Source organism: uncultured Gilvimarinus sp. (assembly GCF_963972205.1).
Classification (GTDB): Bacteria; Pseudomonadota; Gammaproteobacteria; order Pseudomonadales; family Cellvibrionaceae; genus Gilvimarinus; species Gilvimarinus japonicus.
Genome location: NZ_CAXAUC010000017.1, coordinates 1 through 20,765, shown reverse-complemented (window position 1 = coordinate 20,765; position 20,765 = coordinate 1). Strand labels below are relative to the sequence as shown.

Below are 20,765 nucleotides of genomic sequence, written 5' to 3'. Positions count from 1 at the left end.
ATGAAACATTTACTTTTATCGCTCCTGCTAATCACACCAATGGCACTGGCGGACTTTGTCGTGATCACCCATCCATCGGGCCCCGACGCTATGGAGAAAGATCAGGTTCGGGACTTATATATTGGTCGCAGCAAGCAACTGCCGAATGGCCAAAGTGCCGATCCCATCGACCTTGAAAGTGGCGATGCGCTGCGTGAAGAATTTCACAGTGGCGTTACCGGTCGCTCCCAGGCACAGTTAAACGCTTTCTGGTCTAAGCAGGTATTTACCGGCAAAGGCCAGCCACCGCGCACGCTAGGTTCAACCGCCGCGGTAAAAGCTGCGGTTGCCAGTACACCCGGCGCGGTGGGTTACGTCACCCCGGCCGATGTCGACGGCAGTGTGAAAGTGGTTTTTACACCTTAGTGTGATCGTAAAAAAAGGGCCGCTGTTGCGGCCCTTTTTTTTGGCGTAAGCATTCACTACCGCTGCATTCGGAAAATCAAGTCGGCACTTTGCACCTCGCCCGACTCGGCCTCGATACGGAAGTTATCGTTTAAAAAATAGGTCAAGCCAACACTCGACAAACTGTCGAACAAACCAATGGCGTAATGCACATAAAGATCTTCGGTAATATATTTGCCAAGCCACAAGCGACTGTCTTTCACATCATCTTCGGCTTTAATGGTGAGCTCATCTAAACCAAAACGACTGGCAATATCATCGGCCAGAAACTGACCCCGTTTTATCCCAAGTTTGGCAATGGCATTGACCAAAATTGCCCCTTCTCCTGACGATGCGCCATCCAGTGGTTTACCGGTAAACAACATCGACATAGCATTACTGTCGCTCACTTGCGGGCGCGAGAATATTTCGGTCACCGGCGCTTGCAATGTCCCGCCAATAATCAGCCCTACAGTCGTCTCTTCCACTTCTCGGGTAGCGGTAACGTTAAGGCCGGGGTCATCTAACGGCCCTTGGAATGACAAAGTCCCTTTCTCGATACTTAAATCTTGCCCGTACGACTGATAACGACCGTCAATAATGTGAATATTCCCCACGGCATACATCGCCCGTTCCGGTACTTTATTCAGTGACAGATTGCCGCCAATACGCGCTTTAAACCCAGCCGCATCCAACGTAACTTTATCACCCAGGGCAACGTCTAAGTTCATGTGCAGCTCCATACCTGGAGACTGCCCGGTGCCTGTATCGGCATCAACCACAACCACGTCGTCGGACACTTTGGTTGCCGTTACTGGCAGCGTACTGATCGTTGCGTGGGCCTCGGGCACTTTCGCGCTACCGGAAATATCAAAGGTATCGGCATCCACTTTAATAGCAACATCGGGTGTTAGCAGCAAGGTTAACGCGGGGATATTCATAAGCTTGGCGCGCTCGCCAGCGACGCTCGCCTCCACCTGCCAGTTGGGCGACAGTAAATCGCGGCCCTCCCCTTTTACCGTTAGCGTTCCTTCACCGGCACTCGCGTTGGCATCGAGCAACAACCGCTGATGATCGCCTTTTACGGTCGCATTGAGGGCGGCCAAATTAACCCCGAGTGATGGCAGCTCCAAACCGCCATCGGCTAAGGTTAAATCTACGGCGGCGCTCGGTGCATCCAAAGTACCGGCGATGTTTAACGCGCCTTTTAACGAGCCATGCACATTGCTAATTGCCGGTAATAGCGCCTCAAGGGGCGAGAGGTTATCGAGGCCAATATTGAGCTTGCCGTTTAGCGAGCGATCGCCCGTATGGGCACTGAGCGTACCCTGTAATTGACCGTAGTCGATAAACGTCAGCCCCACGTCGGCGTTCAACTGTTGCGATTGAAAGTTTGCCGTTACGTGTAAATCTTCAACGGGATATTGATCTGGCTCTCCCTCTTCAAGGTTATAAATAAACACCGCATCTTGCGCCGCCAATTCGACATCCATTACCTGAGGCTCACCGGCAGGCCAGCGCAATGTACCTTTACCGTGAATAAACCCGTCGACATCCACCTCTTCTTTTAACCAGCGGCGCAACAATGCCAGCGGCAAACGGTTGATGGTTAAACTGGCCTCGGTTAACCCTTGTGCCTGCCACTGGCCATCCAAACATAAATCGGTGCCGGCGTTGTGCGGCACCGAGTCGTCCGGCTGCTCTCGCCTTGCACTTTCTCGCCTAGCGGCCAGCGCAGCGGGCGTGGCCGCCGCGGCATTGTCAGGTTTGGGGTCGCCGTCAACCGCCGCTGAAGCCGTATCGGCATCAGCGCGCTGCCCCCGCTCATTGCGCCGATTAATCAAACACAGAGATTCAAGCTGCGCCCGGTCGGCCGCGAGCTCCAGTGCCGCACTCTGGCGCAAGTTCATGGTGCGGGCATATGATGAGCGCAGTTGTAATTGATCGAGGGTTCCACGCCACGACTCGCCATCCCATCCACCGGCAAGCGCCAACTGCAGTTGGTTTTGCGTGTCCTGCACAACATCCAGCGACAGAGTGTGTTGCTCGGCGCCACCATCGATAACAGCACTGACCGCCGCCAACTCAACGCCCGCTAACAGCAAATCGCGCGCCTCGGCGGTTAACGCTAGTTGGCCTTTTTTAAGGTTCACGGATTTGGATTGCAAGCTTACATTGGCAATTTGGTAATCCTGCCAATGTAAGTCTTGCCCCTCGGCGCTCAGCTGAACTTTGGGGCTTGCAAGCGTACCCGTCAGCTGGCCTTGCGCGGTTAAGCTACCGCCTAAGCTTGGGTCTATCTGAGCCAGAATGGGCGCCTGCAGATCCCAGTTAATATTGTACTGATCACTGAAACTGCCATTTACAGCCACGCGATTGGCGCCAAGGGAGACCGCTAAATCGCTGAACTGCCAGCGCTCGCCGTGGTAGGCTAGCGCGCCCTGACCGTTAAGCGCCAAGCCACGTAGCTGACCTGCCATCGCGTTAATATCAAGGCTTACATCCAACGCGCCATTGCGCTGTGACCCCGCGGTGGTGACTTCGGCGTCAATATCGCCGGGCCAATCACGCAACACCAGTTGCGGATCCAGGTGCTCGGCGGTCAGCGCCAAATCCCAACCTAAGCCGTCAGCCCAATCGAGCCCGCCAGTGGCTTGCAAGCGAGTTTTGGCTGCGGCAAATGTCGAGTCTTTCAGCGTCAAGTGCTGAGTGTCGCCGGTGATATCAGCCTCGATCGCTAAGCTCGGATAGTTGGGGTGGATAAAATCCCCGGTGAGCGTGGCGTGGTAATCATCGAGCCACCCTTTAACCGCAAGAGCGCCGGCCACGTCACTGCCCGCTAGCGTCGCAACCTCAATGCCCAACGCTGCCAGTGGCTGGCGAGGCCACGACAGCTCGGCATCGATACCCGCCGACTGATCGCCCACGCCGGTGGCGTAATCACCAACCAGCGACAACTGGACCGGGCGAGCTAATGTCGCATTAACACCTAGCGTTTCCAGATCGCCATTCAGCGCTAAACGCCCGGCAGGTGCGCGGTTTAAAACCTCAGCGGGCACAAAATGCATGACATCAGCGGCATTTGCGCCGGCCGCTAGCGGTTGCAAGTCCCAGCTGAGTTCGGCGTCAAAGGCGTAGGGGTAACTTAGCTCCGCACTGCCACTTAAGGTTGCCTGGCTGTCGGCCGTGCGCACGGTCAATTCATCAATGACAAGACTACCCGGCCCATAGCGCGCACTGGCATGGGCGGCATCCAGGTAATAGCCTTGATCGTTAACCGCAACATAACCACGTTCAAGGTTTAAATCGCGCACGATAATAGCCACCGGCAACCCCAACTCAGGCCAGCTAAACGCGGCTTCAGGTTCAGCGGTATCGGCCTCAGGCGAGCTAGTAATCTGAATATCCAAACCACTTACCGCAAGGGCATCAACCACTAGCGCCCCCCACATAACACCGGCCGGGTGCCAGCTCAATTCGATGGCGTCGGCGCGATACTCGCCCCCAGGCATGATGTACTCGACTTGCCCCAAACGCACACCGGTCATGAGGTTGCCGTCGAGCTGCTGATAATTAAAGGCCGTGGCACCGCGCACCTGATCGAGCAGCCAGCGCGTACCCGGCTCCGTTACTAACACTAAAGTAGCAACGCTGATTAAGGTCATCAGGACAACAGCAAGCGATAACAGCGCTCGCAACAATAACCGCTTTATCACAAATCAGGCCCCACACTTAAATGGATACGCCAGCCTTCGTCACCATCGAGGGCGCGAGCGAGATCGGCGCGCACCGGGCCCACCGGCGAGATCCAACGAACCCCGACACCAACACCACGATAACGGTCGAGGTAGCCTTCGTTAAACGCAGTCCCTTCGTCGTAAAAGGTCGCCACGCTAAAGTCGCCAAATATGCGATGGTCGTACTCGACGCTGCCAGTTATTAAACGTGAACCACCAATGACAATATCGTCGTCATTGGTGGGACCCAAGGTTTTATAGCCATAGCCACGTACGCTCGAGTCACCGCCGGCAAAAAACCGCAATGAGATGGGCAATTTATCAAAGTCATCTATTTCGGTAATACCCGCCTCACCGCGTAATAACACGCGGCCATCCTCACCTAACGGGAGAATCATTTTAAGGCGGCCGTAGGCTTGCAAAAAATCCGTGCTAGAGATCAGCGACTCACTCGCGCCTTTAAGGCGCATCGTGACATTCCAGCCGCGGCGGGGGTAGTTTACGTCTTTGGCGCTAGAGTACGAGGTGCTGTACAACGGAATAATTAATTCTGAGCTGCGCGCCGGGTCGTCGCCAAAGGAGTAGTCTTCTTGCTCGTAGCTAAGGCCGTAATTGTTGAGCCAGGCGCTGTTTTCCCAGCTGGAATAGTTGGCCCCGGTAACCAGACGATTACTGGTGGAGTCGTTAATTTTTTCTTGCGTAAAACCAGTATAACCGCGCAGTGTTTGGTAGGCGGGGCGCGCCATGGGGATCGAGTAACTCACCATATAGGTGGTAATCACTTCCGAGACGTTAATATTCACATCGAGCTTGTGGCCGCGATCGTTTAAGTAGCGATTTTCATAACCCAGCAAAATCCGTGGGCCAGTGTCCGAGGCATAACCAATACCCGCCGAGTAACTGTGCTTAGGGCCGGCACCCAGATCAATATTTACCGGTACCGTACCATCTTGCAGCGACTGCATTTGCGGCACTACATTGACAGTTTCAAAATAATTACTCGCCTGCAATTCACTTTTTAAACGTACTAAATCATCGGAGTTGTACTCATCGCCCTCTTCAAGCGTCACGTACCGATTAATCAAATCGTCATTTAAAATATCATGTTTAACCGTAATGTCGCCCAAGCGATAGCGACTGCCGGTATCCATCTCTAGGTTAACCCGCGCGGTGTTGTGCTCCCGACTTACCAAGACTTCGGCGCGATTAAAATCGGCATCAAAGTACCCCTGGACATTCGCCGCCTTTAGCAAACTACTTTTGTAAGCTTCGTAACGACCGTGATTAAGCGGGCTCCCCACCCGCAAAGGGTTGCTCGAACGCGCTTTAAGCAGGCGCCGGTTGTCTTTTCCGTCGCCAACAATATTCACATTCACTTCGTCGTAGCTAACTACCGGCCCTGGGGTCAGCGTCAGGGTTAAACGCCAGCAATCGTTCTCGCGCTGAAAATCTTTTTTGCTGGAAAGTTGGTAATAGCCCAATGCTCGGGCGGCCTCGTCAACCTTGGCATCAAGCTCGCGCCCCAAGGCGCGCATATGCCAGCGCGCCAAGCGACAGGATTGATTGGCAACATCTAAATAAGCGCGAATATTATCGCGCAGCGCATCAGAGCCGCCCACCAAATCGAGTTTGGGCTCAATAGCAAATGCGAAGGGAGTTTGACTGAGAACACCTACCAGTAGCAGGCGAGCAATGTTTGGCGGCATAAGGTTCCGGCTAAATTCAAAGTTAGCAACACGTTAGACAAGCTATAGCTGTCAGAAGTTGCAACGCCAGTTTAGCACTCCATGCCACCTGCAGACCAACCAATAGGCGCCACAAAGGGCGCCTGGGGGGATATTACATATTCGCCATAATCTCGCGCAAACCGTCAACTGAGGCCTCGACCGATTGCAGTGGCGTCATGCCCTCGGGGTATTCTTCTTGCTCGACCACCAGCCACTGCGTACCACCGACTTCACTGGCGGCAGTTACTACAGCGGCCCAATCAGCGACATCTTGTCCCAAAATGGTTTTTTTGCCAGTCGTGCCCTCGGGTAAACCGGCTTTGATATGTGTCGCCAGAGTACGACCGGGGTACTTGCGAATATAGGCGGCGGCATCTTTACCCGCCACAGTCGCCCAGCCGGCATCGAGTTGCATAATCACGCGATCGTCGGTGTTACTGGCAATAAAGTCCCAAAAGGTGCTGCCTTTGTAGGCATCAAACTCTGGCGCGTGGTTATGATACCCGGTAAGCAAACCGTAAGGGGCTAGCTTACCGGCCACTTCATTCAACTGCGCGGCCAATTCGCCAACTTGCTCGGGCTTGGTCGCCCGACCATCCCAGGGCACCACCAAGTAATCGGCGCCAAGGGCCTGATAAAACGCGATTGTCTGATACAGTTTGTCATCACTCAGCTGATCAAACCCCACATGAGCACCTGATGCCTCTAGGCCAATATCGGCCAAGTACGCTTTCAAGCCCGCGGGGTTATCCGCGTAAGGGCCAAAGTTACCGGCAAACTCTACCGCATCAAAGCCCATATCAGCCAAAGACTCCAGGGTTCCTTTAAAATCTTCGGTCAGGTCATCTTTTACCGACCACAATTGAACACTAAGCTCGGGCTCGGCCGCACTAGCCACGCCCGTAAAAGCCGTCACTGTCAGCAGGCAAGATGCTAAAAATCGTTTAAAAACATGCATAATGGCACTCCATTCGTTATTCGTTATACTGCTGGAACCGCAGCGTGCGTGCTGAGTCAAATAACCCGCATCGGCGCTCAGTATAGCCACTCGGCCCGCCCCGGCGTAAAATCTTTACCCATACTTGCAGTCTCTAACACAGTAACCAAACCTTATGCCCTCAAACACTACCAGCGACCATCACACGCCACCTTTAACACTGAGCACACCGGAATATGTGGGTTTTGGCCCACGCTTTGGCGCCTTTATTATCGACTCTATTGTCGTGCTACCGCTGCTGATCGGCGTGATCATCACGGCCTACCGGCATATGGACAGTGGCCTTGAGATGCTACTGGCCGGCGGCGACAACCTTTGGATTAATTACGGCGTTCCCGCCGGCTTTACCTTAGTATTTTGGCTGATCAAAGCAGCCACCCCGGGCAAGCTGGTGGTACGCGCCAAAATCGTCGATGCCGACAGCCTTGGCAAACCCGCCCCTTGGCAACTGGCGGTGCGCTATATCGGCTACTACGTCTCGCTGCTACCGCTGGGGCTAGGTTTCTTGTGGATTACCTGGGACCCGCGCAAGCAAGGTTGGCACGACAAACTGGCGCGCACCCTGGTGATTCGCCCGCCGGCGTAAACTACTGCGCGGTGATCTCGTCCACCTTTATCATCGCGCTAGTAGGGGCAAGGTTGTCGCGCCATAGGGCCGGCTCGGTTACAATAGCGGCCCAAAATCTGGCGACAGGCAAGGTGTGCTATGAGCGAGAAAAAAACCACTCACTTCGGTTATGAGCAGGTCGAGGTCGACCAAAAGGCCGAGCGCGTCGCCGATGTGTTCCACTCGGTCGCCGGCAAATACGACTTAATGAACGACCTAATGTCCGGCGGCGTGCACCGCTTATGGAAGCGCTACACCATCGAGAAGTCCGCCGTGCGCGCCGGCCACAAGGTGCTGGACATTGCCGGTGGCACCGGGGATTTATCCTACCAATTTGCCCGTAAAGTCGGCCCCGAGGGCTTAGTGGTACTGGCGGATATTAACGCCTCAATGCTCAACGTTGGCCGCGACCGCCTAACCGATCGCGGCGTGGCCGGCAACTTAACCTGCGCCCAGGCTGACGCGCAGTACCTGCCCTTTCCCGATAACACCTTTGATTGCATCACCATCGCCTTTGGCTTGCGCAACGTCACCGACAAAGACTTAGCGCTGGCCGCGATGCTGCGCGTGCTAAAACCCGGCGGCCGCTTACTCATTTTAGAGTTCTCTAAACCGGGCAACCCACTGCTCGAAAAAGCCTACGACACTTACTCGTTTACCCTACTGCCATTGATGGGCAAACTGATCACCAACGACTCTGACAGCTACCGCTACTTGGCCGAGTCGATTCGCATGCACCCCGATCAGAAAACTCTGCAGGGCATGATGGATAACGCCGGTTTTGTCATGACCGAGTTTCAAAACATGACCGGCGGCATCGTCGCCCTCCACATGGGTGTTAAACCCTAATGGCCGATCCAACCGCCGTTACCGCCGTGCTCATCGCGCTGGAAAAAGCGGTAGCAAAGGCACTGCATTACGACCCGGGCACTCAGGCGCAATTAGCCAAGCTCGCCGGCCAAACTTTGCTGCTAGATTGCACGCAACCGGCACAAAAAATTTACCTGCACTTCACACACGATGGCATCAATCTAACCGGCCATCACGAAGGCGAACTGTCGGCGACCTTAAGCGGCAGCGGTGCCGACATGGTGAAACTATTGTTTGCCGATCAGCACAGTCTGTACGGCAGCGGCGTTAGCATTAGCGGCAACGCGGGCGTGCTGGCACAGCTACAAGGGTTGATGGGCCAACTGGATATCGACTGGGAGCTAGCGCTCGCCGATATTATTGGCACACTACCAGCCCACGCCCTAGCGCAATCATTGCGCGGCGCCGGTGTTTGGGCCCGCGACCGCGCCCACGGCGCCGAGCGCTTGGTGCGCGAGTACTTGGCCGAAGAGTCCCCGGCGGTGCTGGGCCGCTCTGAGTTTGCACTATTTGTTGAGGATATCGACCACACCCGTCTGGCACTGGATCGACTCGGCGCCCGTATCGCCCGCCTGCAGGCGCGCCACGATCACAAGGACCACTGATGTTTTCTCTGTTTCGCCTGTGCCGAATCATCTACACCTTTGCCCGCTTTAGGCTCGACTTATTGCTGCCTCGGCACAACTTGCCCTGGTGGCTAAGGTTACTGCTCTGCCCTCTGCATTTAATACCCGCCGGTAAGCTCACCCGCGGCGAGCGTCTGCGCTTAGCTTGCGAGCAACTGGGGCCAATTTTTGTTAAATTCGGCCAGCTATTATCGACCCGCCCCGACTTGATTCCCGCCGATATCGTCGCGGCGCTAAGCGATTTACAAGACAATGTCCCGCCGTTTGCCAAAGAAACTTTTTGCGCGCTGGTAGAAAGCTCGTTGGGCGACAGCGTCGACGCGATTTTTGCCCAGTTTGATCGCGAACCGCTGGCGTCGGCGTCGGTCGCGCAAGTACACGCCGCCGTGCTACACGACGGCCGCGAGGTGGTGGTAAAAGTTGTGCGTCCCGGCATCGAGCGCATCATTAGCCAAGACACGCGCCTGCTGCACTTGTTAGCCCGCGGGCTTGAACGCTACAGCGCCGACGGCAAACGCCTGCGCCCGGTCGAGGTCGTCGACGATTACCGCACCACCATTTTTGACGAACTGGATTTACAGCGCGAAGCGGCCAACGCCTCGCAACTGCGGCGTAACTTTTTACATTCGCCGCTTTTGTATATCCCCGAAATCATGTGGGATTACACCCGCCATAAAGTGTTGGTAATGGAGCGCATTTCGGGAATCCCCGTCACCCAAATCGATGCATTAAAAGCGCAACATACCGACATGAAAAAGCTCGCCGAGCGCGGTGTCGAGATCTTTTTTACCCAAGTGTTTGAGCACAACTTTTTTCATGCCGACATGCACCCGGGCAATATTTTTGTCTCCCGCGAGCACCCAGACCAACCCCAATACATTGCCGTGGATATGGCGATTGTCGGCTCACTGACCCGCGCCGACCAATACTATTTAGCGCGCAACATGCTGGCCATGTTCCGCCGCGATTACCGCCAAGTGGCCGAGCTGCATGTACAAAGTGGCTGGGTACCCGAAAACACCCGTACCGAAGAGCTAGAAGCCGCCGTGCGCACCGTGTGTGAACCAATCTTTGAAAAGCCTCTCAAAGATATATCGTTTGGCCATGTATTATTAAGCCTGTTTCGTACCGCGCGGCGCTTTAATATGGAGGTGCAGCCACAACTAGTACTGCTGCAAAAGACATTATTAAATATTGAAGGATTAGGCCGCCAACTCTACCCCGACCTGGACCTGTGGAGCACCGCCCACCCGTTTTTAGAACGCTGGCTTAAAAACCGGTTTGATCCACGCACCTTGTGGGGCGAATTAAAGCGCTACGCTCCCGAGTGGCTTGAGAAGTTTCCCGAGGTACCGCACTTGGTCTTTAACGGTTTACAACAAGTGCAGAATATCGGCCAATGGAGCCACGAACTGGCTCTGGCGCGCGAGCAGATGGCACGCCAAGAAAAAGCCCGGCGGCGCCGACGCTACGCTAACTTTATCGCCTTACTCAGCATTGCCGGCGCCGGCTGTCTGGCGTTTAGCGAGCTGAATATGCGGCTGCAAAGCATCGATGTTAGCCAGCTACCCGCAAGCGTCTGGGTGTTGCTGGCTGCCGCCGGCATCGCCATAATAGCGGGACGTTAAAAACGCCGTACCAACACCACAACGTCAGTACAAGGATAAGTGCACACTATGACTTTTATTGGTAAAAGCTCTCTACCAGCGCGCTTACGCGCGACCCTCCACGCCACGATAACATTAAGCGTGTTATCACTGGCCGCCTGTGGAGGCGGGGGCGGCAACTCTGGCCCACAGATTTCACGCTCTAGCTCTAGCGCTGTAGCCAGCAGCAGCTCCAGTTCCTCCGCACTGACATGGGTCGAGGGCGCCTACGCGCCGGCTGAGAATTTTTGGAGCTTGTGTGAAAATCCGCGCACGGGTATTGCCCCATACAACAGTCAGCCCTACCCCGACCAACAAGGCAGCGCCACGCAAGAGAACTTCTTTTTGCGCTCTATCACCAACGAGTTCTACCTGTGGTACAACGAAGTAGAAGACGTTAACCCAGCGCTTTACAACACGCCCACGTATTTCCAGCTGATGAAAACCACGGCTTTGACGCCCACCGGCACCCCCAAAGATCAATTTCATTGGATCGCCCCGACCGATGAATACCGCGAACGCACCGAGTCGGGCGTTGAGGCCGGCTACGGCGCTGTTTGGGCACTACTGTCAGCCGTCCCCCCGCGAGAGGTGGTAGTTTCTTACGTGCAACCAAACTCGCCCGCCGCTCAAGCCGGGTTGAGCCGCGGGGCACGGGTTTTAGAAATCGATGGCGTCGACTTTGTTAACGGCGACGATATTGCGACGCTAAATGCCGGACTGTTTCCGACCGATCTAAACCAGAGCCACACTTTTAAAGTGCAAGACCTAAACAGCAACAACAGCCGCACCATCGAGTTGAACTCAACCGAGATCACCATTGCCCCAGCGCCGACGGTAAAAACTCTCGACACCGCGACCGGCAAAGTCGGCTACATCTTGTTTAATACTCATATCGCAACAGCCGAAACCGCACTCAGCAATGCTATCGAGCAATTGCGCAGCGACAGCGTCAGCGATTTAGTATTGGATCTACGTTACAACGGGGGTGGTTATTTAGCGATCGCCAACGAACTTGCCTATATGATCGCCGGCAGCAATGCCGCCGACAAAACCTTTAACACCACTGAGTTTAATGACAAGTACCCGAACGTTAACCCTTTTACCGGCGAATCGCTCCAGCCGGAAAAATTCTACACAAGCACTCAGGGCTTCTCGGAAGACGTCGGACAAGCGCTGCCCACTTTAAACCTAAACCGCGTTTACGTACTAACAGGCCCCAACACCTGCTCGGCATCCGAGGCTATTATTAACGGTCTAATCGGTATCGATGTTGAGGTAGTGCAAATTGGCGCCGCCACCTGTGGCAAACCTTACGGTGCCTACATACTCGACAATTGCGGTAGTAGCTATTTTACCACCCAGTTTAAATCCGCCAACGCCAAAGGCTATGGCGAGTACAGCGACGGCTTCTTCCCGGGCAATACCGCCAGCAGCAACACCGCCGAGCTGCCCGGCTGCATCGTCCCCGACGATTACGACCATCTGTTAGGTAACGTCGACGAGGCGCGCTTAGCCACTGCGTTACACTACCGCGATACCGGCAGCTGCCCGAGCGCAAGCACAAGTAAAGGGCATACAGACCTGCAAAAAGCACAAGCCGCTGGCACCGGTGACGGTGTTATTCATCAGCCGCCGGGGCTCGGCGATATGATTTTGCGTCGTTAAGGAATATCACTATGCCACAAACCATCAAGCTAACATCAGCAGCCCGCCTTAGCGCGAGCTTGCTGCTGGCTGTCGCACTGGGTGGGTGTCAAAGCACCTCTATGCCCGAGCCGCAACCGGCGCTGTTGGTTAAGCCCGACGCTACCGCGCAAGCGCAACTCAAAAGAATCGTCGACAGCGCGCTTAATACCGAGGTGACCTTGTCGACAAAAGCGTTAACCGATAAACCCGTACTGATTATCGACGCCGCTAGCCGGCCCCGCAGCATAGAGGCGGCGGGCGTACAGGGCAGCTGGCGCGACCGGCCCGATCACTTTGAGCTGTATTTAGTGAATGACCAATGCCGACTGAGACACCGACAGAGTAACCGGGAGTGGCCCATTCCCGATGCGACGTGCGTCGCGGTGAACGGTGAACGGTGAACGGTGAACGGTGAACGGTGAACGGTGAACGGTGAACGGAAAATAGTAGCCGTCGCCGTTCACCGTGCAAGTTTTTGCTATAAAATCTGATCGCGCTCGCGAAAGCCCATTAAGTAAAGGATAGCGTCTAACCCTAAGGTCGAGATAGATTGCTCGGCCGAGGCCTTTACTAACGGTTTAGCTCTAAAGGCAATGCCTAGGCCGGCCGCCCCCAGCATCGGCAAATCATTGGCACCATCGCCCACGGCAATGGTTTGTTCGGTGGTAATGCCCTCGCGCTCGGCCAGCATTTTTAACAGCTCGGCTTTGCGTTCGCCATTAATTACCTGCCCTTTTACTTCGCCGGTAACTTTGCCATCAACGACATCCAAAGTATTGGCGTAAACGTAATCGACCCCCAGTTTTTTTTGCAGGTATTCACCAAAGTACTGAAAACCACCCGAGAGGATCGCGGTTTTATAGCCGAGTTTTTTTAAGCTGCTGATCAGTTTCTCGGCGCCCTCGGTAATGCGTAAATTAGCGGCTATCCCTTCCAGAACACTTTCATCCAGACCTTTAAGCAAGGCCATGCGACGGGCAAAGCTCTCGTTAAAGTCCAGTTCGCCGCGCATAGCAAGCTCGGTGATCTCGGCCACTTGCTCACCCACGCCGGCGGCCTTGGCCAGCTCGTCGATGACCTCGGCCTCAATCAAGGTTGAATCCATATCAAAGCAGACTAAGCGGCGGTTGCGGCGATACACGGTATCGCGCTGAAAGGCGATGTCGGCTTCGTGGCGAGTGGATAACTCCATAAAGTCGGCACGCAATGCCTCGCGATCGGCGGGCTCGCCCCGCACCGAGAACTCCACACACGCACTGGCGCGGTCGTCAATGCTATCGAGTGAGATGCGACCGGACAGGCGATTGATATTGTCGATATTCAAACCGTGCTGTACGGTGACCTCGGTCAAGTCAGCGATTTGATGCGCCGTGACCTCACGCGCCAACAAGGTAACGATATAACGGGCTTTGCCCGCAAGCTCGACCCAGTGCTCGTAGCTATCGTAACTAATACTGGTAAAGCGAACATTGATATCGAGCTTAACCGTCGCGCCCTGTAACTCAGCCAGTAGCTCGGGCTCAGAAACACGGCCGGTATCTATCGCCACCAGTAAACCGAGCGCCAAATTGTCGTGAATAACAGCTTGACCGATATCAAGTATCGCCGCATCGTAGCGGCCGAGCACTTGGGTAATAACGGAGGTAACGCCCGGCCGGTCAGCACCGGCGGCGTTAATCAGAAGGATTTGTTTCACGTTGCCAGATCACGTCTCAAAAGCGCTATTATAGCGTTTATAGTCGGCCCAATACTAATTGCGTTAAAATGCCGCCACAAAGTTAACTCACCGGACTCACCATGCGTTTACGCCAGACCTTAAAGCAGCACCCAGAGCTAGGCCTTTGCACCATTGCCATGGTGCTACTCGGGGTACTCGGCGCCGCACTGGTATTGCATTTTGCGGGACAACAACACGCCCTGCAACTCGATCGCTACGGGCAAGCTTTAGCCGATCGCGCCGCAGAGCAGGCGGTCGAGCCGGCGCTGGCGCAAGATATGATCAGCTTACAAGTGATCGTGCAATCGGTCACCACACAACCGGCCGTGCTGCGTGCCAGTATTCGCGATGTCGAAAACCGCTTACTGGTCGAACACGGCGAGAGCACGGCACCGGTGGGCTACCAGACACCGAGCTACAGCGCCGGTATCACCCTCGACACTCACATCGCCGGCCATCTATCGGTCACACTGCAAACGCCGCCCACCAGCCAGCTGTATGGACTGTTTTTATGGGTGTGGAGTATCGCAATACTGCTATGCATCGCGGGCCTATGGCTAACGCAGCATATTCTCCAGCAAAGGCGCGACACTATCCGCGAAGAACAAACACTCTCTGCCGCGGCGCCCGCAACTAAGGCCCATCCAAGCGAGCCGACGGCACCTGTTACGCAGCCAGATCCCACCCATGAGGAAGTCACAAACCAACCCAGCGACGATGACGAGTCGCCCGAGGACGACGAGCAACCCTCACCCAAACCGGATGCAAACCAAGAGGGCCCAAGCGAGCCCGACACCCACTGGTCCGAAGCCGAGAAAGAGCACGAGGCGCCACAACACGCGGTTATCATTGAGCTGGTGTTTCTCAATATCGACACCTTGCGATTGCAGCTTACCCTGGGCCGGTTTAATCACAGACTAGAGCGTCTCGATCAAGCGCTCAGCGGCATACTCGCCCTGTACGCTGGCACCAAGGGACCGCTGCGCAACCAACGCATGAAGCTCACCGTAACCGGCGACAGCTTAGCCGATGCCAGTTTTTACGCGCTTTGCATCTGCCAGCTCGCCCTGCGCCTTAGCTTAAGTGGCGAGCGCCCCGTGCTAAAGCTGGCCGCCAACGTAATGGCCACCGACACACAAGCAAAGCCTCCGGCCCATACTACCCCGGCCGTGTGGGTCGACCCGGCGCTGCAATGCGACTTACTGGAGCAACACGTACAAATTAACGCCGCCGATCACTTAGAGCAGATTAAACCGCCCTACGAATCGTTGCTGCAGCGCCAAGAGCAACAGTTAGCAAGTCTGGCCACCAGCGACGCCTAAGGGCGTCGCCCTGTCACCGCCCTGTCACTAAAACATCACACAACGGTCACGATTTGATTTTAGCGTAACCCCATAGCCGCACACTGCACTCAACGCGGCGCTTTGTTATGGGCGAGAGATATGCTGAACATCGAACAATCTGTGACCAACAAATTCCCAGGCTTTGCCAACAGCCGACCGGTTATTCGCGGCACGACACTGTCGCTGCTGCGTAAGCTGACCCACGAGCAAGAGATCAATCAGTTTCTGCACAACCACAACGGCCTGCGCGGGATTGATTTTATCGATCAGATTTTCGAGTACTTTAATTTTAACTACAGCGTTAGCAGCCGCGACCGCAACAACATCCCCTCGCAAGGGCGCGTCGTCATTATTGCCAACCACCCGATCGGCTCACTCGACGGTTTAGCGCTACTGCGTATGATCAGTGAAGTTCGCAAAGATGTGCGGATCGTCGCCAACGATATGCTGATGGCGTTCAAGCCACTGCACAGTGTGTTTTTGCCACTCGACAACATGACCCGCAGCGCCTACCGCCAAAGCTATAAAGCCATTCTCGAAGCGCTTAACAATGACGAGGCCGTGATTATTTTTCCCGCAGGCGAGGTCTCACGCGCCAGCCCTAAAGGCATCCGCGATGGCGCGTGGCACTCGGGCTTTTTGCACTTTGCCCGCAAAACCTCCGCGCCTATTTTGCCTATCTTTATCGAGGCCAAAAACTCACTGCTGTTTTACAGCGCATCTATGCTGTACAAACCTTTTGGCACTGCGTTACTCGCCCGCGAGATGTTTAAAAAACACTCGGGCGAAATTCGCTTTCGGGTGGGCGAGGCGATTCCGCACACCGAGTTACGCAACGATAAACTGGCCGACAAAGCATTAATACAACGCCTTAAAAAGCACCTATACAAACTGCGTAAAAAAAACAAACCGCAGTTTGTGACCGAGCGCACTATTGCCCACCCGGAAGATCGCGCCGCGCTTAAACTAGAATTTGCAACGGCCACCGAGATTGGCAAAACGTCAGACAACCACAAAATCTTTTTGTGTGACTACCACAGCCACCCCACCGTACTGCGTGAGATCGGTCGTCTGCGCGAGCTTACCTTTCGCCTTGTGGGCGAAGGCACCGGCAGTCGGCGCGATTTAGACAAATACGATCAGCACTACCGCCACTTGGTCCTATGGGATGAAAATCGCCTGTGTATTGCCGGCGCCTACCGCATCGCCGACTGTGCGCGAATTTTACGCGACTACGGCTCCGGCGGACTCTACACCGACGAGCTGTTTCACTATCAACCAACACTCTACCCCTACCTGCAACAAGCGGTGGAGCTGGGCCGCAGCTTCGTCCACCCCGATTACTGGGGCAAGGCCAGCCTGGAGTATTTATGGCAAGGCCTTGGCGCCTACTTGCAGCACGACACGTCAGTGCGGTACGTGCTGGGGCCGGTCAGCATGAGCGCCAGCTACCCCAAAGCGCTGCGCGATTTGTGCGTCTATTTCTATCAACACTACTACCAAGGCCAGCCGCCACTGGCCGGCGCGCGTCACCCACACCTGCTGGACGACGACAAACACCAAGAGTTACAACATCTATTTGCCGACATGGGTGTTGAGGACGGCTTTCGTTATTTACAAAAACAATTCTCGGCCGCCGGCCACAAAATACCCACGCTTTACAAACAATATGCCGCCCTTTACGAGCCGGGCGGCTACCAGCTATTAGCCTTTAGCGTCGACTCGGACTTTGGCGACTGTCTGGATGGATTGTTTATGGGCGATCTGACAAAAATGAAAGCCAATAAGCGCAAACGCTATTTAGGCGACAGCTAAGCGCCGCCGCGGCAGCTGTGACCTTATCCCAAATGCATCTATACTGTGTTGTAAGCTAGTCACACCGCTGGCGCAATAAACATCCAAAGTAGATGCTCAGGATAAAACACACGCTTTTGTTAACGGCCTTGCTTGCCTGAATTAGCCCACGGGCGCTAGCCGACTTAAAGCCAGAAATCACCGGCTGTAACAGCCCCAAAGCCGTGACGAGAAACACAAGCGCGACTCTTTGCGCGATTAAGGTGCTGCCTCACTTTTGCGGCATCCTGCCTCGTGTTAAGCTCGCGACACCTATTGCGGGGCAGACATTTCTATGCACATACATATTCTCGGCATTTGCGGCACATTTATGGGCAGCCTGGCCCAACTTGCCAAAGCCCTTGGTCACCGGGTTACCGGCTCGGACCAAAACGTTTACCCCCCCATGAGCACTCAGCTTGAAGCCGCCGGCATTGAGCTAATACAAGGCTATGATCCGCGCCAGCTAGATCCCGCGCCCGACTTGGTAATTATTGGCAATGCGTTAAGCCGCGGTAACGAGGCCGTCGAGGCTGTGCTTAATAAGGGCCTGCCCTACACCTCCGGCCCTCAGTGGCTGCGCGAGCACGTGCTGCCCGGCAAGTGGGTGTTAGCGGTGGCCGGTACCCACGGAAAAACCACCACCGCCAGTTTACTGGCCTGGATTTTAGAGTACGCGGGTATGGCGCCGGGCTTTTTAATCGGTGGCGTCACGCAAAACTTTCCGCAGTCGGCGCGCTTGGGTAACACGCCCTTTTTTGTGATCGAGGCCGACGAATACGACAGCGCGTTTTTTGATAAGCGCGCGAAATTTGTCCACTACCAACCGCGTACATTAGTGCTCAATAACCTGGAATTCGATCACGCCGACATTTTTGATTCGCTAGCGGACATTCAAAAGCAATTTCACCATTTGTTGCGCACCGTGCCCGGTGATGGCCGCGTTATTTATCCGGCTAACGACACCGCGCTAAAGAGTGTGGTTAAAAAAGGCCTGTGGAGCGAATCGCAAACCTTTGGCCCCGACGGCCAATGGCAGAGTAAAAATCTCGCCGCCGACGGCTCGCACTTTGCCCTGTTTGACGGTGACACCCAAGTGGCCCAGGTACAGTGGAATATGAGCGGGCAACACAATGTCAGCAACGCCATTGGTGCCATGCTCGCGGCACGGCACGTAGGTGTTACACCCGAGGTAAGCGCTCAGGCGCTGGCCGAATTTAAAGGCGTTAAACGCCGGCTCGAATGCATCGCCGATATACACAGCGTAAAAGTGTACGACGACTTTGCCCATCACCCTACCGCCATTCACACAACTCTCGAGGGCTTGCGCGCCCGGGTTGGCGACGACAAAATTATTGCCATTATCGAGCCACGCTCTAACACCATGCGCTTAGGCACCCATAAAAAAGCCCTCGCGCCCTCCTGCGTGCACGCCGACGATGTGCTCTGGTATCAACCACCACACACCGATTGGGATATGCACGAGGTGGTCAACAGCTCGCCGGTACCCGCCAAGCTGTACCACGAGCTAGACACCTTAATTCACGACACTTTAGCGCTGGCCGAGGCCGACACCCACATCGTCATTATGAGCAACGGCAGCTTTGAGGGCTTGCACCAAAAACTGGTGCAGCAACTGACCAAACACGCCATGTAAAAAGCAGGAGCCACTACTGTGTCACGCACTATTACCCTCGCCATGACTGGCGCTTCGGGCGCGCAATACGGCTTGCGCCTACTGCAATGTTTGCTGGCGGCTGATTGTCGCGTTTACCTTCTGCTGTCCAGCGCCGCCGAGGTGGTAATCCGCACCGAAACCAACTTAGATTTGCCTTCCGATCTCGACGAGCAACAACTGTTTTTAAGCCAGCGCTACGGCGCCGATGACGAACAGCTAATCTTGTTTGGCCGCGATGATTGGTTTTCTCCGGTCGCCTCAGGCTCCAGCTCACCCGCCTCTATGGTGATTTGCCCTGCCAGCGGCGGCACCCTATCAAGCATCGCCAGCGGCGCCAGCAATAATTTAATCGAGCGCGCCGCCGATGTCGCCCTAAAAGAGCGGCGCCAGCTGATAGTTGTACCGCGCGAAACGCCCTACTCGGCCATTCATTTAGAGAACATGCTTAAAGTCACGCAATTAGGCGCGCTGGTACTGCCCGCCAGCCCCGGCTTTTACATGCAGCCCGACCGCGTGGAAGATTTGATTGATTTTGTGGTTGCCCGGATTCTCGATCAGCTCGGGCTAGAACAAGACCTAATGCCGCGCTGGGGCGAAGATTAATGCCGTTAACCGCCACCTTACCCACACGGGCCAGCATCGTAGAGGTAGGCCCGCGTGATGGCTTACAAAACGAGCCGGGGCGTATTAGCCTAGACGATAAAGTCGATTTAATTAACGCTCTGGCAAACGCCGGTGTGCAACGCATAGAGGCAGGCGCCTTTGTAAACCCAACCTGGGTGCCGCAAATGGCCGACAGCGGCGACGCGTTTGCCGCGATTACGCGAAAACCCGGCGTCAGTTACAGCGCCCTTACCCCCAACATCAAAGGCTTTGATCGCGCGCTTGCCGCCGGCGCTGATGAAGTGGCTATTTTTGCCGCCGCCTCCGAGGCTTTTAGCCAGAAAAATCTTAACTGCGATATCAATACCAGCCTCGAGCGCTTTGCCGAAGTGGTCGCTGCTGCGAATGCCAACAACATTCCGGTACGCGGCTATATCTCGTGCGTACTGGGCTGCCCTTATTCGGGTAAAGTCGAGCCGCAAACGTGTTTGTCTATCACCCGCGAACTTTTAGCCATGGGCTGCTACGAAGTATCGCTGGGGGATACCATCGGCGTCGGCACCGCCGCCGATACGCAACGCTTGCTCGCTTGCTTACTCAACGACATTCCCGTCGAGCAGCTCGCCGTGCATATGCACGACACCTACGGCCAAGCGCTTAGCAACATCTTAGCGGCGCTGCAAATGGGCGTGCACGTTATCGACAGCTCAGTCGCCGGCTTAGGCGGCTGCCCCTACGCGCAAGGCGCCACGGGCAACGTCGCTACCGAAGATGTCATTTATTTACTGGATGGTTTGGGCATCGACCACGGTATTAATCTGCATCAGCTGATGGCCGCCGGGCAGCGCATTTGCGACCGCTTAGGCAAACGCAATAACAGCAAAGTCACCCAAGCGCACAGCGCCCGAACTCAAAAAATATTATGACCGACGATATTCTTAAAGCCAAAGTTAACTTAGAAACCGCGCCTATCCCCTGGCACGAGCTGCAGCGTTTTTTTGCCGGCGGCACCGCCATTTACGTCGCCCCCGAGCTGGACTTAACCCTTGTAGCGACCGCCATGGCTGAAGATAACGCCGCGCAAATCCAACACTGGATGCAAGCCAACCAAGTGCAACCGGTCAGCGACGAGCAGGCAGGCCGCTGGCTTGCGGCAGAGGCCATTGTCTGGGCCGTAGTGGTTAAGCCCTGGGTAGTAGTGCAGGAGCGGATAACGGATAACGGATAACGGATAACGGATAACGGATAACGGATAACGGATAACGGATA

Annotated in this window: 17 protein-coding genes; 13 read left to right on the top strand and 4 right to left on the bottom strand. The window is 55.3% G+C overall.

Annotated features, from left to right (window positions below; genetic code table 11):
* Complete coding sequence (locus AACY82_RS16655; protein WP_339617979.1) at positions 1-405, top strand: phosphate ABC transporter substrate-binding protein; 405 nt, start codon at positions 1-3, stop codon at positions 403-405.
* A 56-nt stretch (positions 406-461) separates the two neighbouring features.
* Here AACY82_RS16655 and AACY82_RS16650 read toward each other — a convergent pair whose 3' ends face one another.
* From AACY82_RS16650 to AACY82_RS16640, 3 genes are all read right to left on the bottom strand, one after another.
* On the bottom strand, positions 462-4,139 hold the full coding sequence (locus tag AACY82_RS16650; protein ID WP_339617978.1) for a translocation/assembly module TamB domain-containing protein: 3,678 nt from the start codon (positions 4,137-4,139) through the stop codon (positions 462-464).
* On the bottom strand, positions 4,136-5,866 hold the full coding sequence (locus AACY82_RS16645) for an outer membrane protein assembly factor (protein ID WP_339617977.1): 1,731 nt from the start codon (positions 5,864-5,866) through the stop codon (positions 4,136-4,138). The genes AACY82_RS16650 and AACY82_RS16645 overlap by 4 nt, the downstream gene beginning before the upstream one ends.
* Before the next feature lie 133 nt (positions 5,867-5,999).
* The gene (locus AACY82_RS16640; protein ID WP_339617976.1) at positions 6,000-6,935 is read right to left on the bottom strand and encodes a sugar phosphate isomerase/epimerase; all 936 of its coding nucleotides are present in this window, start codon (positions 6,933-6,935) and stop codon (positions 6,000-6,002) included.
* 64 nt (positions 6,936-6,999) lie between these two features.
* Here AACY82_RS16640 and AACY82_RS16635 point away from each other — a divergent pair, with 64 nt between their 5' ends.
* The 6 genes from AACY82_RS16635 to AACY82_RS16610 all read left to right on the top strand — a co-directional run bounded on the left by AACY82_RS16635 (position 7,000) and on the right by AACY82_RS16610 (position 12,723).
* Entirely contained in the window at positions 7,000-7,470 is a 471-nt protein-coding gene (locus AACY82_RS16635; RefSeq protein WP_339617975.1) for an RDD family protein, read from the top strand.
* Positions 7,471-7,590: 120 nt separating this feature from the next.
* Positions 7,591-8,340, top strand: coding sequence for a bifunctional demethylmenaquinone methyltransferase/2-methoxy-6-polyprenyl-1,4-benzoquinol methylase UbiE (ubiE, locus tag AACY82_RS16630; protein WP_339617974.1), 750 nt, complete (start codon positions 7,591-7,593; stop codon positions 8,338-8,340).
* The gene (locus tag AACY82_RS16625; protein WP_339617973.1) at positions 8,340-8,966 is read left to right on the top strand and encodes an SCP2 sterol-binding domain-containing protein; all 627 of its coding nucleotides are present in this window, start codon (positions 8,340-8,342) and stop codon (positions 8,964-8,966) included. The genes ubiE and AACY82_RS16625 overlap by 1 nt, the downstream gene beginning before the upstream one ends.
* A complete protein-coding gene (gene ubiB, locus AACY82_RS16620) occupies positions 8,966-10,615 on the top strand; it encodes a ubiquinone biosynthesis regulatory protein kinase UbiB (RefSeq protein WP_339617972.1) in 1,650 nt (549 codons plus the stop codon). Before AACY82_RS16625 ends, ubiB begins: the two co-directional genes overlap by 1 nt.
* Positions 10,616-10,663: 48 nt before the next feature.
* Positions 10,664-12,301, top strand: a complete 1,638-nt coding sequence (locus AACY82_RS16615) for a S41 family peptidase (protein WP_339617971.1) — start codon at positions 10,664-10,666, stop codon at positions 12,299-12,301.
* 11 nt (positions 12,302-12,312) lie between these two features.
* Positions 12,313-12,723, top strand: a complete 411-nt coding sequence (locus tag AACY82_RS16610; RefSeq protein ID WP_339617970.1) for a hypothetical protein — start codon at positions 12,313-12,315, stop codon at positions 12,721-12,723.
* Positions 12,724-12,800: 77 nt separating this feature from the next.
* On the opposite strand, the gene serB is transcribed toward AACY82_RS16610, so the two are convergent.
* Entirely contained in the window at positions 12,801-14,018 is a 1,218-nt protein-coding gene (gene serB / locus AACY82_RS16605; RefSeq protein ID WP_339617969.1) for a phosphoserine phosphatase SerB, read from the bottom strand.
* 101 nt (positions 14,019-14,119) lie between these two features.
* On the opposite strand from serB, the gene AACY82_RS16600 reads away from it, so the two are divergent.
* The 6 genes from AACY82_RS16600 (at position 14,120) to AACY82_RS16575 (ending at position 20,724) form a co-directional block, all read left to right on the top strand.
* Complete coding sequence (locus AACY82_RS16600) at positions 14,120-15,361, top strand: hypothetical protein (RefSeq protein ID WP_339617968.1); 1,242 nt, start codon at positions 14,120-14,122, stop codon at positions 15,359-15,361.
* A 120-nt stretch (positions 15,362-15,481) separates the two neighbouring features.
* A complete protein-coding gene (locus AACY82_RS16595; protein WP_339617967.1) occupies positions 15,482-17,197 on the top strand; it encodes a lysophospholipid acyltransferase family protein in 1,716 nt (571 codons plus the stop codon).
* A 313-nt stretch (positions 17,198-17,510) separates the two neighbouring features.
* Positions 17,511-18,872, top strand: a complete 1,362-nt coding sequence (mpl, locus tag AACY82_RS16590; protein WP_339617966.1) for a UDP-N-acetylmuramate:L-alanyl-gamma-D-glutamyl-meso-diaminopimelate ligase — start codon at positions 17,511-17,513, stop codon at positions 18,870-18,872.
* A gap of 18 nt (positions 18,873-18,890) precedes the next feature.
* On the top strand, positions 18,891-19,496 hold the full coding sequence (locus AACY82_RS16585; protein ID WP_339617965.1) for a flavin prenyltransferase UbiX: 606 nt from the start codon (positions 18,891-18,893) through the stop codon (positions 19,494-19,496).
* Positions 19,496-20,422: a hydroxymethylglutaryl-CoA lyase gene (locus AACY82_RS16580; protein ID WP_339617964.1), complete on the top strand. Its 927-nt coding sequence runs from the start codon at positions 19,496-19,498 to the stop codon at positions 20,420-20,422. The genes AACY82_RS16585 and AACY82_RS16580 overlap by 1 nt, the downstream gene beginning before the upstream one ends.
* Positions 20,419-20,724 (top strand): DUF2288 family protein, encoded by a 306-nt coding sequence (locus tag AACY82_RS16575; protein ID WP_339617963.1) that lies wholly within the window; start codon positions 20,419-20,421, stop codon positions 20,722-20,724. Before AACY82_RS16580 ends, AACY82_RS16575 begins: the two co-directional genes overlap by 4 nt.
* The last annotated feature ends 41 nt before the right edge of the window (positions 20,725-20,765 follow it).